Origin of the sequence: Streptomyces sp. NPDC057137 (genome assembly GCF_042670825.1) — a bacterium.
Classification (GTDB): Bacteria; Actinomycetota; Actinomycetes; order Streptomycetales; family Streptomycetaceae; genus Streptomyces.
Map to the genome: position 1 here is coordinate 12,558 of NZ_JBHUUW010000008.1, position 15,067 is coordinate 27,624.

General features: G+C 71.6%; 15 protein-coding genes and 2 pseudogenes. 7 read left to right on the top strand and 10 right to left on the bottom strand.

All coding sequences use genetic code 11. The features are described from left to right. Nucleotides 1-29: 29 nt before the first annotated feature. Together ACFT9I_RS09265 and ACFT9I_RS09270 are read left to right on the top strand one after the other, a co-directional pair. A complete protein-coding gene (locus ACFT9I_RS09265) occupies nt 30-428 on the top strand; it encodes a hypothetical protein (RefSeq protein WP_382562329.1) in 399 nt (132 codons plus the stop codon). Between the two features lies 1 nt (nt 429). Then, the gene (locus ACFT9I_RS09270; RefSeq protein WP_382562331.1) at nt 430-696 is read left to right on the top strand and encodes a DUF4031 domain-containing protein; all 267 of its coding nucleotides are present in this window, start codon (nt 430-432) and stop codon (nt 694-696) included. A 46-nt stretch (nt 697-742) separates the two neighbouring features. Here the strand turns inward: ACFT9I_RS09270 and ACFT9I_RS09275 are convergent, their stop codons facing one another. From ACFT9I_RS09275 to ACFT9I_RS09305, 7 genes and pseudogenes are all read right to left on the bottom strand, one after another. Further along, a complete protein-coding gene (locus tag ACFT9I_RS09275; protein ID WP_382562619.1) occupies nt 743-1,990 on the bottom strand; it encodes a Cmx/CmrA family chloramphenicol efflux MFS transporter in 1,248 nt (415 codons plus the stop codon). 107 nt (nt 1,991-2,097) lie between these two features. Further along, nucleotides 2,098-2,775, bottom strand: a complete 678-nt coding sequence (locus tag ACFT9I_RS09280) for an HD domain-containing protein (protein ID WP_382562621.1) — start codon at nt 2,773-2,775, stop codon at nt 2,098-2,100. An 87-nt stretch (nt 2,776-2,862) separates the two neighbouring features. Beyond that, a pseudogene (locus ACFT9I_RS09285) lies at nt 2,863-3,819 on the bottom strand (YihY/virulence factor BrkB family protein); the annotation flags it as partial. Continuing rightward, on the bottom strand, nt 3,816-4,424 hold the full coding sequence (locus ACFT9I_RS09290) for a hypothetical protein (protein ID WP_382562332.1): 609 nt from the start codon (nt 4,422-4,424) through the stop codon (nt 3,816-3,818). The pseudogene ACFT9I_RS09285 and the gene ACFT9I_RS09290, both read right to left, overlap by 4 nt. A 25-nt stretch (nt 4,425-4,449) precedes the next feature. Continuing rightward, the gene (locus ACFT9I_RS09295) at nt 4,450-5,505 is read right to left on the bottom strand and encodes a DUF6286 domain-containing Asp23/Gls24 family envelope stress response protein (protein WP_382562334.1); all 1,056 of its coding nucleotides are present in this window, start codon (nt 5,503-5,505) and stop codon (nt 4,450-4,452) included. Further along, the gene (locus ACFT9I_RS09300) at nt 5,502-5,687 is read right to left on the bottom strand and encodes a hypothetical protein (RefSeq protein WP_382562336.1); all 186 of its coding nucleotides are present in this window, start codon (nt 5,685-5,687) and stop codon (nt 5,502-5,504) included. The genes ACFT9I_RS09295 and ACFT9I_RS09300 overlap by 4 nt, the downstream gene beginning before the upstream one ends. Nucleotides 5,688-5,713: 26 nt before the next feature. Continuing rightward, nucleotides 5,714-6,244: an Asp23/Gls24 family envelope stress response protein gene (locus tag ACFT9I_RS09305; protein ID WP_382562338.1), complete on the bottom strand. Its 531-nt coding sequence runs from the start codon at nt 6,242-6,244 to the stop codon at nt 5,714-5,716. A gap of 249 nt (nt 6,245-6,493) precedes the next feature. Between ACFT9I_RS09305 and ACFT9I_RS09310 the strand changes: the two genes are divergently transcribed. The 3 genes from ACFT9I_RS09310 to ACFT9I_RS09320 are packed head-to-tail and all read left to right on the top strand — an operon-like array spanning nt 6,494 to nt 8,123. After that, entirely contained in the window at nt 6,494-7,033 is a 540-nt protein-coding gene (locus ACFT9I_RS09310; protein WP_382562340.1) for an RNA polymerase sigma factor, read from the top strand. Next, on the top strand, nt 7,024-7,782 hold the full coding sequence (locus tag ACFT9I_RS09315; protein WP_382562342.1) for a hypothetical protein: 759 nt from the start codon (nt 7,024-7,026) through the stop codon (nt 7,780-7,782). The genes ACFT9I_RS09310 and ACFT9I_RS09315 overlap by 10 nt, the downstream gene beginning before the upstream one ends. Further along, nucleotides 7,779-8,123 carry an Asp23/Gls24 family envelope stress response protein gene (locus ACFT9I_RS09320; protein WP_382562344.1) on the top strand — a complete coding sequence of 115 codons (345 nt, stop codon included), beginning with the start codon at nt 7,779-7,781 and terminating at the stop codon, nt 8,121-8,123. The genes ACFT9I_RS09315 and ACFT9I_RS09320 overlap by 4 nt, the downstream gene beginning before the upstream one ends. An 84-nt stretch (nt 8,124-8,207) precedes the next feature. Here the strand turns inward: ACFT9I_RS09320 and ACFT9I_RS09325 are convergent. Both ACFT9I_RS09325 and ACFT9I_RS09330 read right to left on the bottom strand, forming a co-directional pair. Beyond that, nucleotides 8,208-9,110: pseudogene (locus ACFT9I_RS09325) on the bottom strand (ThuA domain-containing protein); the annotation flags it as partial. Between the two features lie 132 nt (nt 9,111-9,242). Further along, nucleotides 9,243-11,579: a heavy metal translocating P-type ATPase gene (locus tag ACFT9I_RS09330; RefSeq protein ID WP_382562346.1), complete on the bottom strand. Its 2,337-nt coding sequence runs from the start codon at nt 11,577-11,579 to the stop codon at nt 9,243-9,245. Nucleotides 11,580-11,775: 196 nt separating this feature from the next. On the opposite strand from ACFT9I_RS09330, the gene ACFT9I_RS09335 reads away from it, so the two are divergent. Both ACFT9I_RS09335 and ACFT9I_RS09340 read left to right on the top strand, forming a co-directional pair. Beyond that, nucleotides 11,776-12,750, top strand: a complete 975-nt coding sequence (locus tag ACFT9I_RS09335; RefSeq protein WP_382562622.1) for a hypothetical protein — start codon at nt 11,776-11,778, stop codon at nt 12,748-12,750. Between the two features lie 166 nt (nt 12,751-12,916). Beyond that, nucleotides 12,917-13,624, top strand: coding sequence for a copper homeostasis protein CutC (locus tag ACFT9I_RS09340; protein ID WP_382562348.1), 708 nt, complete (start codon nt 12,917-12,919; stop codon nt 13,622-13,624). A gap of 93 nt (nt 13,625-13,717) precedes the next feature. On the opposite strand, the gene ACFT9I_RS09345 is transcribed toward ACFT9I_RS09340, so the two are convergent. Beyond that, entirely contained in the window at nt 13,718-15,016 is a 1,299-nt protein-coding gene (locus ACFT9I_RS09345; RefSeq protein ID WP_382562350.1) for an acetyl-CoA C-acyltransferase, read from the bottom strand. Nucleotides 15,017-15,067: the final 51 nt, after the last annotated feature.

Here is a 15,067-nt window from a genome sequence, read left to right on the forward strand (position 1 = left end):
TTTACCTGGGTGCGTATGACAATGGGTGCATGGAAGACATGAAACCGCTGGAACAGGCGCTGCACACCGCACGCGCCCTGGTCCTCGCCGATCTCGCGGCGGGTGACGTCGCACGCGCCGAGGTCGTCTCACTGGTGGAGGACGCCGTCGTGCACCGGCGGTGGTGGGTGGAGCAGTGGCCCGAGGGCGTCGAGTACGTCGCCGGGCTGATCGCCCAGGACGTACAGGACGCCCTCCTGGAAACCCACGGGCGGTGGCCGCTCTGCCCCGTCTGCGGCAAGTCCCGTACGGAACTGGCGGCGGAGGGCGGGCCGCACGCGCTGGAGGTGGAGCCGGAGTTGGGGGCGGATCCGCACTGGGTGTGCGGGAAGGCGGCGGTGGTGGTGGCCCCGGTGGGGTCGCTGGGCGCCGTTCTGGGGGCCGGGTGACGTGGCCGTATACATCGATCCGCCGACGTGGCCGGGGCACGGGCGGCTGTGGTCGCACCTGGTGAGTGATGTGTCGTACGAGGAACTGCACGCGTTCGCGGCGGGGATCGGGTGCCCGGCGCGGGCGTTCGAGCGGGACCACTACGACGTACCGGCCCATCGGTACGGGGACGCGGTGCGGGCGGGCGCGGTGGAGGTCGGGTCGCGGGAACTGGTACGGAAGCTCACGGGGGCGGGGTTGCGGCGGCGGAAGCGGTGGGGCGGGTAGGCGTTGGTGGGTGGCCTGCCCGCAGGGTGTCCTCGATCCGGGTGTCCTAATCGCCGGACGGGCTGGTGGTGGCCGGGGTTGTCTTGGTGAGGCTGGGCGCAGCCGCGCCCGCGCCCGCAGCCGCGCCCGTCGCGATCACGCGTGTCGCGCCCGAACGCTGATGGCGCATCGCCAGTATCACCAAGCCCACCGCCACCACCGTCATCGCCGCCCCCGCCCAGGCCGTCGACGCGAAGCCCAGCCCCGCGTCGATCACCGTGCCGCCCAGCCAGGGACCCCCGGTGTTGCCCAGGTTGAACGCCGACGTCGCCGTCGCGCCCGCCAGGATCGGGGCCGCCGCCGCCACGTTGAACAGCCGCGCGTTCAGCGCCGGCGCCGTGAAGAACGCCGAGAAGCCCAGCAGCAGCGACAGCACCACCAACGCCACCGCGCTCGACGCGAGGAGCGCCAGTGCGGACAGGAACACCGTCGACGCCACCACCCCGCTCAGCAGCACCCCGAAGAGGTGCGCGTCCGCGACCCGGCCGCCGATCACCGTGCCGATCAGCGCGCCGACGCCGAACAGCGCGAGCACCGTCGGGACCCAGCCCTCGTCGAGCCCGGCCACGTCCGTCAGCAGCGGAGCCAGATAGGAGAACGCGCAGAAGACCCCGCCCGCCGCGAGCGCCGTGATCGCGATCGCGAGCCAGACCTGGCGGTCGCGGTAGATCAGCAACTCGCGCCGCAGCTCAGGCTTCCGCTCCGGCAGCGGGATACGCGGGATGAGCGTCGCGACACCGACCAGCGCGATCGCCGACGCGGCGCCGACCGCCCAGAACGCGGAACGCCAGCCCAGATGCGTACCGAGGAACGCCCCCACCGGCACGCCGAGCACGTTCGCGATCGACAGTCCGCCGATCATCACGGCCATCGCGCGGGCGCGCGACGTCTTCGGCACCATCGCGATGGCGACCGCGGCGCCGACCGCCCAGAAGCCCGCGCACGCGAACGCGCTGACGACGCGCGAGACGAACAGGACCTCGTACGTGGGCGCGAGCGCGCCCGCGACCTGGCCGAGGCCGAAGACGGAGATCAGCGCGATGAGCGTCGTACGGCGCGGCAGCCGCAGCGTCGCCACGGCGAGCAGCGGGGCGCCGACCACCATGCCGATCGCGAACGCGGATATCAGCAGACCGGCCTGCGGGATGGTGACATCCATGTCGTCGGCGATCGGAGGCAGCAGCCCGGACAGCATGAACTCGCTGGTCCCGAGGGCGAAGACGGACAGCCCGAGTATGTACACGGCGAGGGGCATGCGGGCGTGGCTGGGCGCGACGGGAGCGGAATCAGGCATGACACCTACAACCACGCGGCCCCGCCCCGCCATTCCTGCCACCACCGGTGAGCCGGGGGCGCCGCCGGTCAGTGGCTGAGAGTCTCCAGCTCGGCGGTGAGATTCGCACGGGCCCGCTCCTCCCAGACCGCCGCACCGTGCGGCGTACGGAACAGCCTCTGCAGATCCAGGAGTTGGCGCAGGACGGCGGCGCGGCCCGCCCGGAAGGCGTCGTCCGGGACGAAGCCGTACTCCTTCCGTACGGCGCGGGTGTACGCCTCGTACGCCTCCGGTTCGCCCGCCAGGATGGCGAGATCCGCGTCACACAGCACCTCGCCGTTGGTGTCGCCGGGCGCCGGGTCGTGGGTGACGGTGAGACGGACGAGGCGGGCGACCTCCTCCGTACGGTCGGCCGGCACGCCCGCCTCGGTGAGCGCGCGTACCGCGAGCACGGCGCTGCGCTCCTCGTTCTCGGAGCGGTCGGGGCGGTAGACGGCGTCGTGGAACCAGGCGGCGAGGCGCACGGCCTCGGGGTCGGCCGCGTGCGGGGCGAGCGTGTCGATGTGCTCCAGGACGGCGAGGAGGTGATCGGCGGTGTGATAGCGGCGCTGGGGCTCGGCCCATCGGGTCAGGAGTTCGTCGGCGTAGGGGAGGGCGTCGGGGGTGTCCCCGTCCCGTACGGCCGTGAGGGTGCGCAGCCAGCGGCCACGCAGGGTGTTGTCTTCGGGGGTTTCGGGGGTGTCGTGAGCTGTTGCCGTAGCTGCCATGGACGAAGAGCCTAGACGTCGGTGCGCGGCATCCAACTCCGCGTTGAACTGGGCACCCGCCACCAGCGACAGGTTCGACAGCCACAGCCAGACGAGAAAGACGACGCTGCCGGCGAGCGAGCCGTAGAGGCGGCTGTACGTCCCCGAGTGGGCTGCGTACAGCGCGAATCCCGCCGACACCAGCAGCCACAGGAGCACCGCGAGCACTCCGCCGGGCAGCGCGCGCCTCAGATGGCGGGTGCCGGGCGGGCCCGTACGGAAGACGATGAGGACCAGAACCGCCGCGAGCGCCAGCAACAGCGGCCACTTCAGCCCGGTCCACACCACGCTCGCCGTACTCCCGATGCCCAGCACCGGGCCGATCCGGTGGACCGCGTCGCCCGTCAGCACCAGCGTGAACGCGCTCGTGACGAGGAGCGTGAGCAGTGCGCACGCCGTGACCACGATGCGCGGCGCCGTACGCCACGGCGGGCGGTGGTCGACGGCGCCGTTCATACGGTGCAGCGCCCGGCGGAAGACGCCGAGATAGCTGGAGGACGACCAGAGCGCGCCGACCGCACCGAAGATCGTCAGCAGCCAGGCCGCGGTGCGCTGGTGCGTCATCTGGGCCAGCGCCTCGTGGATCAGCTGCCGGGACTGGGCGGGGACGAGCGCGGTGATCTGGGAGGCCAGCTCGCTGGACGCGTCGGAGCCCGCGAGACCGATGGCGGCCACGGTCACCAGGAGGGCCGGGATGATCGCCAGGACCGTGTAGTACGTGAGGGCGGCGGCCGAGTCGGTGGCGTCGTCGCGCCACAGGGCGATCGGGGTGCGACGCAGCGCCTGGGCGTAATGGCGGGGCTCGCGCGGGGGGTGCTTGACGCGTGGTGGACGCGGGTGCGGGTGCCACCACGCGTGTGCCGGGGTGCGTGCCGGGGCGCGTGCCGGGCGGGACTTGGGCACTCTCGTCTCCCCGTTGGGTGGGTGGCGGTCGAGCTCTACGGCCGTCCTGTCGTACTGCCTGCCCTTCAGGGTGCCCTGCGAGGGGCCTTCGATGCTGTTCACAGCAGTGGCGCACGTGTGGTGTCGCGGGTGGTGCGGGTCCTGCCGAGGCCCGGGCGGGCTCGGCCCGGGGTCCCGGCCGGGGCGCGGAGCCGTACGACCGCGTCGATACGCCGTGCGCCCTCGCTGCTCGTCCGGGCGTCGGTGACCGGGCCCGCCTCGATCCGCCGTACGACATCGGCCGGGACGGCGTCCGCCTCCAGTCGTACGGAGAAGGCCGCGCGCAGCCGGTGCGGCCGGCCGGACAGGGTCACCCGGGCCCGGTCCACACCGGGGATCCGCTCCGTCCGCTCCTCCATGGCCGCCGTCAGCGCGCCGGTACGGAGCCGGAGCCCCGGACGGGGGAGAGGGAGCGTGCGCGGCTGCCCGGTCCGGAATTGCGCCAGCAGCCACCACACGAGCAGCAGGAACACGACGCCGAGCGCTGCGATGACGGCCGGGGTCCACCAGCCGTGGTCGCGCAGTCGGGACAGCAGGGCGCGGTCCGTCAGGGCGCCGTCGGTGCGGGCGGTGGCCGACGCGGGCCACCAGGCGGGGAGGTGCCCCCGCACGGTCTCGTGACCGGTCAGGACCCATGCGCCCGCACCGGCCAGAACCGCACCGAGCACGGCCAGCAAGATACGGTCGACGGCGCTACGGAGCCGGGGCCGGGGCGTTCGCATCGGGGGTTGCTTCCTTCCGTTCGCGGTCGTGCTCGCGGTCGTGCTCGCGGTCCTGTGTGCGGGGCGGCTGCCAGTACTCGTCGCGGCTGACACGGACCCGCACACGCGGCGGCTTCGCCAGGCCGAGACCGGTCACGACGTCCTGCGAGACGCGCGTGAGGACGTCGCGCGCTCCGACCGGATCACCGAAGCTGAGCCGAGCGCGTATGGCGATCCGGCGGCGCCCGGCCGTGACCCGTACGCGCGAGACGCCGGGCACGTCGGCCGCGCGATGACGTACGAGAGCGGCTGCCGCCGGCCTGTCGATGCCGGCGCGTGTGCCGGACATCGCGAGACGCCCGCGCAGTCCGGGCGTGAGCGCCACGAACACCAGCCACAGGCCGGCCACCGTCGCCACTGCGGCGCCGACGGCCACCACCGTGTCGGCTGGGCCGTGGCTCGTCAGCCAGTCCAGCGTGCGCACCCGCACGTCGGACGGCGCGCGGCCGACCGCGACCGCGACGACATCGGCGAGCAGCGCCCCGCTCACAACCGCACCGATCAGCGCGAACACGGCTGCCGGGGCCCGGCGTTCGGACCAGGGGCGGCGGCCGGCGCGGGGTGCGACGGATTCCGCCGAGGCGGTTGATTTGGCCGGCTCTGTCGACTCGACCGCCGATGTCGGTGACTGCGAGAGGCGGGTGATCCGGACCGCCGTACGGCTGACCGTCAGGCCCGTGAGATGCGCGGTGCGTTCCGTCACCCGCCGCTGCAGCTCCGCCCCGGACGTTTCGAGATGCGCGGGGTAGGCCAGCCCGACGTCGAGATGGATGCGGTCGACCCGGCTGCCGTGTACGTCGGCCGACGCACGCACCACCTCACCCCCGCCCGGCCGCAGCACCTCCTCGGCGGCCCGGCCCGCCACCCGCCGCACCACCCGGTCCGCGATCCGTGTCGCGCCACGGTCGGCGGGCGGGGGAACGGGCGAAGATACGAGAGGGGCTACGGGCGTGGCGGCGGCCAGCTGATCTCCGGCGCCCGCGCTCACCGGCGCTTCCGTTCGTCCGGGTCCAGGAACTCACGCAGGCTTATGCCCTGGTCGGCCAGTCGCCCCGCCACAAAGCCCACCGCACCCAACGCGGCCACCAGCAGGAACGCCCCGAATCCGCCGAACCACCCCGCGAAGCCCAGGGCCATGCCGACGATCAACCCCACGAGGGACGCGTTCATCGGATTCTCCGGTTTCATCGGGCCGGTCACTCGACGCGGGCGTCGGTGCCGCTGTTCGACTCGTCCTCGTCGTCGGGCAGATGCACGTCGTTGACCGTGACGTTCACCTCGACGACCTCAAGTCCGGTAATTCGCTCGACCGCCGCGATGACGTTCTCCCTTACGTCGCGGGCGACATCGGTGATCGGTACGCCGTACTCCACCACCAGGTCCAGATCGATCGCGGTCTGGCGCTCGCCGACCTCGACCTTCACTCCCCGGCCCACGTTCGGACGGCCGCCCGGAACGCGGTCGCGTACCGCGCCGAGCGTCCGGGACAGGCCGCCGCCCATGTCGTACACACCGGGGATCTCGCGCGCCGCCATGCCGGCGATCTTCACGACGACAACGTCCGCGATGGAGGTCCGGCCCCGGGTGGCGGCGGGCTCGGAGGCTCCGGTGGCGCCGCTGCCGAGGGTGGTGGAGCCGGCCACGCCGGGACTCGTCGTGCCGACGCCCTGGCCGCTCGTCGCGTTGGTGGAGACGGGGGACACTTCCTGGGTCTGGGTCGCTGCCATGGGACAGCCTCCTCGTATCTCGTATGTCGTATGTCTTGTGGCGTTTGCCGTTGGTCGTTTGTCGTTTGTCGTGCGGGAGTTCGCCGGTTCTCCCGGACTCTCAACTCGTTGGACACCGGTGCCCGGCATTCGTCACGCGGAAATTTCCATGAGTTCTCGCGTGACGTTCTGCCGTGGTCCGTGTCCAAGGAATGTGTCCGCACGAGATGCATGGAATGGATACGACGAGGCGGCGAGAGGAGTCGGTGAGTGCCCGGCGAAAACCTGCTGGCGGTACGCGCGGGCGAAGGTGACGAGGAAGCGTTCGAGCTGCTCGTACGCACCCACGGGCCGGTCATGCTCCAACTGGCCACTCGGCTCCTCGGCAGCCGGACCGAGGCCGAGGACGCCGTGCAGGACGCGTTCGTGAGCGCCTGGCGCAAGCTGCCGGAATTCCGGGGCGACGCGGAGTTCAAGACCTGGATATACCGGATTGTCACCAACCGGTGCCTCAATCACCTGCGCGCCCGCCGCCCGGCGACGGACCTCGACTCCGTACCGGAACCGGCCGCGCCTGAGCACGAGTCCTCACCGGCGCGCGCCGCCGAGTCGCACGCCGCCGTGCGCGCGCTGGCGGTGGCCATGGCCGGGCTCTCGCCCGAGCAGCGCGCCTGCTGGGTGCTGCGGGAGTTGCACGGGATGAGTTACGAGAACATCGCGGAGACGGTCGGGATCAGCCTGGTGGCGGTCCGCGGCAGGGTCTTCCGCGCACGCCGCTACCTGACGGAGGCGATGAGCGCATGGCGCTGAACGCGCATCCCGACCGCCCCGGCCCCGGAAACGGCGTGGCCGCCGAAGGGGAATTCGACGAGACCGGCACCGAGACCGGCACTGACACCGGCGCCGGCACCGACACCGGCGCCGAACTTCTGCCGTGCGGGCGGGAGTTGAGCGTTGTCTGGGAGATCTGGGACGCGGTCGAGGGCTCGCCCGGCGCCGTCGGCCCGCAGGTCGTCGCCCCGGACATCGCCGGCTGGCATGTCAGCGATCCGCATCTGGTGGAGTGCCCGTACTGCTCCGCCGCGCTGGCCGACCTCGCCGCCCTCGGCGAGGCCGTGGACCGGACACGGGAGGCCGTGCCGCCCGGCCCGGCCGAGGTCTCCGACCTGACGACCCGCGTCATGGACATCGTGCGGTTGGAGCTGCGGCCCGGCCGCCCGCTGCCGCTCGGTGAGCCCGACGAGGACCTGTGGATCGTGGAAGCGGCGGCGGCGCGCGCCTTTCGGGCCGCCGCCGAGTCCCTGCCGGGGGTACGGGCGGGGAGCTGCCGCATCAGCCCGCGCGAGCGTGGGCCGGTGAACGTACGGCTTGAGGTGGCGGCCGCACTCCACCTCAATCTGCCGGAGCTGGCGGAGGAGATCCGGGCGCGGGTCGCGGACTCGGCGCGGGACGCCATCGGTATCGAGGTGGAGAGCATCGACGTGCTCGTGATCGACCTCTTCGACGAAGACGAAGACGAAAAGGACGACGAGGAAGAAGAGGAAGGGGACGGCCGATGACACCCCACGAGACCGCCGGCACGACCGGCGCGACGAAGGACGCTCTGGCGCTGGCCGCCGTCGATGCCGTGGAGCGGGTGCCCGGGGTGGCCTTCCTGCGGCCCGGACTCGCCGATCTGGTCCGGGCGTCGTACGCGTCACGCGACCGGCGGAAGTCCGGCGTACGGGTGCGGCCGGGCAACGGTCCTGGCGCCTGGCGGATCGAGGTCCAGTTCGTCGCCCGGCGGACGCACCGCACGCTGGATGTGACGCGTGCGGTGCGGGACGCGGTGCTGGGGGTGGCGGAGGCCGGTGACTCCCGACGTATCACGGTGACGGTCACGGTCACCGGCCTCATCTGACCGGCCCGATCGCAACTGAGCTGATGCAACTGAGCTGATGCGACCGAGCCGATGCGACCGAGCCGATTCAGCGGATCACTGCGCCAGCCACTTCAGGCCGTTGATCAGGAAGCGGTTCTGCGTCGCGCTGTCGAACGTGGACGACAGGCCGGTGTTGGTGTTGTAGTTCATGGCGTTGTGGCCGAAGTTCGCGTACAGCATCTTGTAGTTGCTGTTGGTCCACAGGATCGGGTAATCCCCGCTGTACCAGGACTGGTTGGGGTCCGTACCGAGCGGGAAGCTCGACTTGTCGACCGAGGCCAGGACCTTGATGTTGGGATTCGACCGGAGGTTGTTCGACCAGCTGTACCACTCGCTGACCGACGAGGTGAAGGTCGCCGGAACGCCCGCGAGCGACGGGTGCGAGGTGTTCTCGGTCTTCAGCTTGGCGGTGGTCGGGCCCCAGGTGTTGGACTTGAAGTTCCCGCTGCCCAGGAACTCGTTGTGGTACCAGGGCCACTGCTGGGCGCCCGTCGTGAAGGCCGCGACATGGAAGCCCATCCAGCCGCCGCCGTTGCGCATGTACTGCTCGAAGCCCGACCGCTGGGCCGCGCTCTGCGGCAGGTCGTCGAGGAACAGGACCACGTCCACGCCCTGGAGGCCGGTGCCGGTCAGCCGGTTCCAGTTGTTGGTCGACTCGAACGTGAAGTTGTTCGCCGCGGCGGTCTGCGGGAACCACTTCCTCGCCTCCGCCACGAAGTTGATGTGCGCGGCGTCCCACGTGCCGCTGTAGAAGCCGAGGACCTTGAAGTCCGCCGCCTGCTGACCGGCCTGCTGACCGGCCTTCTGTTCGGCGGCCGGCGTCGCCGACGCCGCGCGGCCGGTGGTGGGTACGGCCGCCAGACCGAGGAGGACGGCGAGCAGGAGGAGCAGACGGAGTGGGCGCTGCGTGAAACGTGTCCTGGTGAGCACGTGACGATCCCTTCCTGAGTGGGGGTTGTCATGCATATGACAGACAGGTGGATCGGGGAACGGGTCGTTCGGGAAGCGACAGAAAGCGCTTCACCTCTTCGATCTAAGAAGTGAAGCGCCACCCTGTCAAGACTTTGGTCTGGACCAGTATTCGGCCGCTCGAACAGCTCAGCCGGATGCCTTGAAGCCGCGGAGCCGTAGGGAGTTGCCGACGACGAAGACGGACGAGAAGGCCATGGCGGCGCCGGCGATCATGGGGTTGAGGAGTCCGGCGGCGGCGAGGGGGAGTGCGGCGACGTTGTAGCCGAAGGCCCAGAAGAGGTTGCCCTTGATGGTGCCGAGGGTGCGGCGGGAGAGGCGGATGGCGTCGGCCGCGGCACGCAGGTCGCCGGTGACGAGGGTGAGGTCGCCCGCCTCGATGGCGGCGTCGGTGCCGGTGCCCATGGCGAGGCCGAGGTCGGCCTGGGCGAGCGCGGCGGCGTCGTTGACGCCGTCGCCGACCATGGCGACCGACTTGCCCTGCGCCTGGAGGCGCTTGACGACATCGACCTTGTCCTCGGGCATGACTTCCGCGATGACGTCGGTGATGCCGACTTCCCTGGCCACCGCCTCGGCGACGGTCTTGTTGTCGCCGGTGAGCAGGACGGGCGTGAGCCCGAGGCCGCGCAGGCGGCGGATCGCCTCGGCGCTGGTGTCCTTGACGGCGTCGGCCACTTCCAGGACGCCGCGCGCCTCACCGTCCCAGGCCACCGCGATGGCCGTACGGCCCGCGGCCTCCGCCTGCGACTTGGCGCGCTCCAGCTCCTCCGGGAGCCGGATCTCCCACTCCGCCAGAAGCCGCTCGCGGCCGACGAGGACGGCGTGGCCTTCGACGATTCCCTGGACTCCGAGGCCGGCGATGTTCGCGAAGTCCTCGGGGGTAGGGAGGGTGCCGACCTGGTCGGCGGCCCCGGTGGCGACGGCGCGGGCGATGGGGTGTTCGGAGGCGTGCTCCAACGCGCCTGCCAGACGGAGGAGTTCGGTCCTGTCGGTGTCGGTCGCGGTGTGGACGTCGAGGAGGGTCATCCTGCCGGTGGTGACGGTGCCGGTCTTGTCGAGGACGATCGTGTCGACCTTGCGGGTCGATTCCAGGACCTCGGGGCCCTTGATGAGGATGCCGAGCTGTGCGCCGCGCCCCGTGCCGACCATCAGGGCGGTGGGCGTGGCGAGGCCGAGCGCGCAGGGGCAGGCGATGATCAGTACGGCGACGGCGGCGGTGAACGCGGCCGTCAGGCCCGATCCGTTGCCCAGCCAGAAGCCGAGTGTGCCGAGCGCGAGGGCGATGACGACGGGGACGAAGACGGCGGAGATCTTGTCGGCGAGGCGTTGGGCGGCGGCCTTGCCGTTCTGCGCGTCCTCGACCATGCGGGCCATGCGGGCGAGTTGGGTGTCGGAGCCGATACGGGTGGCCGCCACGACCAGCCGGCCTCCCGCGTTGAGGGTCGCCCCGGTCACGGTGTCGCCCGGCCCGACCTCCACCGGCACCGACTCACCGGTGAGCATGGACGCGTCGACGGCGGAGGTGCCATCGACCACGGTGCCGTCGGTGGCGATCTTCTCCCCCGGGCGTACGACGAACCGGTCCCCGACCGCCAACTCGCCCGTCGGCACGGTCACTTCCGCGCCGTCGCGCAGGACGGTGACCTCCTTCGCGCCCAGCTCCATCAGCGCCTTCAGCGCGGCCCCGGCCTTGCGCTTGGAGCGGGCCTCGAAGTACCGGCCCGCCAGGATGAACGCGGTGACACCCGCCGCCGCCTCCAGATAGATGTTCCCCGCACCGTCACTCCGCGCGATCGTCAGCTCGAAGGGGTGCGTCATGCCCGGGGTGCCCGCCGTACCGAAGAACAGCGCCCACAACGACCACAGGAACGCCGCCGACGTGCCGACCGAGATCAGCGTGTCCATCGTCGCCGCGCCGTGTTTGGCGTTCGTCCACGCCGCACGGTGGAACGGCCACGCGGCATAGGTGACGACAGGAGCGGCGAGGGTCAGCGACAGCCACTGCCAGTACTCGATCTGCAGCGCCGGGATCATCGCCATCGCGATGACCGGGACGGAGAGGACGACGGCGGTGATCAACCGCTCGCGCAGGGGCCGCAGTTCGTCGTCCTCGCGGTCCCGGTCGCCGCGATTGTCGCTGCCCGTACCGGGGGAGCCGCCCGCCGGTCGGGGCGGGGGTGGCTCGGCGGCGGTGTAGCCGGTCGCCTCGACGGTGGCGATCAGGTCGCGTACGGAGAGATCGCCCTGCGCGTAGCTGACCTTGGCCTTCTCCGTCGCGTAGTTGACGGTCGCCTCGACGCCGTCCATACGGTTGAGCTTCTTCTCGATACGAGCGGCGCACGAGGCGCAGGTCATGCCACCGATGGCCAGCTCGACGTCGACCGTGGCGGCCGGGGCCGTGGCCGTGGCGTCGGCCGGGGCGGCGGGGGCGACGGCGGGTGTGTCGGTTGCCGGTGTGGTGCTCATGACTGGCCTTCTCCTCTGAGTCCTCGGCGGTTCTCGGTGGTTCTCGGTGTTCTCTGTCGCGATACGGGAGTCAGATACCCCTAGGGGGTATCTGACTCCTGATCCATGTATACCCCTCGCCCCTATCTCAGGCAAGGGTAGTTCCTCGCTTGACTTTATACCCCCCAGGGGTATATTCGAACCCATGAACATCACCATGAACACCGGGGTCAGGATCACCGCGTACGCCGCCGCGCTCGCCGTGACGTTCGGGGTCGCGTACGGCGTGGGGACGGCTACGGATCCGGTCGTCGCCGAGAAGCCACCGCCCGCGCAGCACGAGAAGGAGCACGGGGCGGGTGGGGAGGCAGGCGCCGAGGAAGCAGACAGGAGCGCCGACGCCGCAACGGCGAAGCTGCCCGCCGGCGGACTCCAGATCTCCGACGGCGGCTACAGCCTCGCCCTCGAAAAGAGCGCGATCAAGGCCGGTGCCCGTACGGAACTGAAGTTCTCGATCAAGGACGAGCACGACCGCAACCTCACCTCGTACGAGCGCGAACACGAGAAGGAGCTGCACTTCATCGTCGCCTCGCGCGATCTGACGGTCTTCCGGCATCTGCACCCGGAGCGCGCGGCCGACGGCGTGTGGTCCATCCCCGTCGAACTGCCCGAGGCGGGCGACTACCGGGTCTTCGCCGACTTCACCCCGGGCGGGGCGGCGGAAGGCAGTGGCGTGGAGGGGGGAGCCGCCGAAGAGGGCGGCGCCCACGGGGAAGGCGGCCACGCCGCTGCCGCGACGAACCTCACACTCGGCGCGGACCTCGCCGTATCGGGGCCGTACGAGCCCTCCGCCCTCCCGCCCGTCCGCGCCACCGCCGAGGTCGACGGCTACCAGGTCGCACTCGACGGCGCGCTGACCCCCGGCAAGGCGAGCGACGTGAAACTGACGGTCAGCAAGGACGGCAAGCCCGTCACCAACCTCCAGCCCTACCTCGGGGCTTACGGCCACCTCGTCGCCCTCCGCGCCGGTGACCTCGCCTATCTGCACGTCCACCCGGACGGCCGGTCGGGCGCGACGGTGTCCTTCGGGGCGAAGGCGCCCAGCGACGGGGCATACCGGCTGTTCTTCGACTTCCGGCACGACGGGAAGGTCCGGACCGCGGCCTTCACCGTGCGAGCCGGCGGCCACTGATGTGGTGTGGTGGAGGTTTGGTGATGCGAACGCGGCGTGCGGCGTCGTAGGCTGGCTATTGGACTAGACCTATAGCGGGGCGACTGGCGACCGATCGTCCCGTTCGTCCCGAGTCCTGCCCGGCTTCGCAGCCTTCCGACCAGCCTCCCGAACGGAATGGGTTCCCATGAGCAAGCGTGCAGTCCTGGAGGTGATCGCCCTCGACGCCGAGGACGCTGTCGCGGCCCAGGCCGGCGGGGCGGACCGGCTTGAGCTGGTCACCGACATGGCGGCGGACGGCCTCACCCCGGCGGTCGAGACCTTCGCCAAGATCCGTGCCTCCGTCGACATCTCGCTGCGCGTGATGCTGAGACTCCAGGACGGGTTCTCGGCGGGGTCACCGGAAGACGTGGACGCGCTGGTGGAATCCGTGGGCGCGATGCGGATCGAGGGCGCCGACGAGTTCGTACTCGGCTTCCTCGACATCGCAGGCAACCCGGACCTCGTCACGGTCGAACGGCTCGTCGCGGAGCTGGACCCCTGCCGCTGGACCTTCCACCGGGCGATCGACCGCGCGGCCGACCGCGACGCGCTGCGCAAGCAGCTCGCGGACCTGCCCGGTCTGGACACGTATCTCACGGCGGGTTCGGCGAACGGGGTCGACGAGGGCATCCCGGTCCTGCTGGCCGAGGCCGCGTCGGGCGCCCGTGGCGAACCGGGTTACGGTCCCGAACTCCTCGTCGGCGGCGGGCTGCGGCTCGACCACCTCCCGCAACTCCGCGCGGGCGGCCTGAACGCGTTCCACATCGGCGGCGCGGCCCGGCCGAACGGCTGGGCCGCGCCGGTGGACGAGGCGACGGTACGGGAGTGGCGCGAGGCGATCGACAGGCCCTGACCTTTCGCTCGTCGGTCCCTCGTCGGTCCCTCCTCGGCCAGTCCGCTCTTGGGCTCGCTCCTCGGCCGGCCCGCTCCTGGGTTCGCTCCTCGGCTACGCGCGTTCCAGCAGCATCGCCATGCCCTGACCTCCCGCGGCGACGACGGACACCAGCGCCGTGGACAGGTCGTCGTGCCGCAGCGTGGTGAGGGCCGTGGTGGTGAGGCGCGCGCCGGCGGCGCCGAAGGGTTCGCCCAGGGCGATGGAACCCCCGTGCGTGTTCACGCGGTCGGGGTCGAGGCCGAGGGCGGCGCAGTAGGCGAGTACTTGGGCGGCGAAGGGTTCGTTGCCGGCGACGGTGCCCACGTCCGACAGTGACATCCCCGCCCGGCTGAGCACGGTGCGCGTCGCGGCGACGGGCGCGGGGCCTTCGGTCTCCGGGCTGGAGGCGGACAGCGCGGTGCCGAGAACGCGGGCGAGCGGGGTGTGGCCGTGCTCGCGCGCGTACGACTCCGACATGACGACGACGGCCGCGGCGCCGTCGGACAGCGGGGAACTGTTCCCCGCGGTGACCCTGCCGCCCGGTCGGAACCGGGGCGGCAGCGCGGCCAGGCTCCGCGGGGTCACCCCGGTGCGGGGGCAGTCGTCGGTGCCGGCCGTCGTACCGTCGGGGGTTTTGACCGGCGTGATGTCGCCGAAGTGGAAGCCCTCGGCGACGGCGAGTTCGGTGAGGCGGTGCGAGCGGGCGGCGTAGGTGTCCATGGACTCGCGGGAGATGCCGTACGCGTCGGCGGCGTTCTCGGCGGCGAGGCCGACGGGGATGTACGGGTCGGGCAGCAGGTGCTGTTCGCGGGGGTCGGTCCAGGGCGAGGGCGGGCCTCCGGCCAGGCCTCCGGGCAGGCTGCCGGACGGGGTTCCGTGCGGGGTTCCGTGCGGGGTTCCGTGCGGGGTTCCGGGCAGGGCGTGGCGCGCGGAGCGTTCGCGGGCCGCGGCGAAGGCGGGGTTCTCGGTGTCCGGCCAGGTGTCGCTGCTGCCGTGCAGGCTGAGGCGCGAATGCGACTCCACGCCCGCGGCGACGACGACGTCCGCGTCGCCGCACCGCACCGCCTGCGCGGCCATGCGGATGGCCTGGAGGGAGGACGTACAGAGGCGGTTCACCGTCACTCCCGGCACATGGTCCCAGCCGAGCAGGACGGCGGCGATCCGGGCGATGTTGAAGCCCTGCTCGCCGCCGGGCAGCGCGCAGCCGACGACGAGGTCGTCGACGTCCGCCGGTGCCGTGCCCGGTACGCGGGCCAGGGCTTCGGCGACGGTGTGGGCGAGCAGGTTGTCGGGCCGGACGGCGGCGAGCGCGCCGGTGCGGGCGCGCCCGATGGGCGTACGGACGGCGGAGACGATCACGGGGTGCCGCATGAGGTGGTCCAGGTCGGTCGAAGGGGCTGGTGGGGATGGGGTGTTACAGCT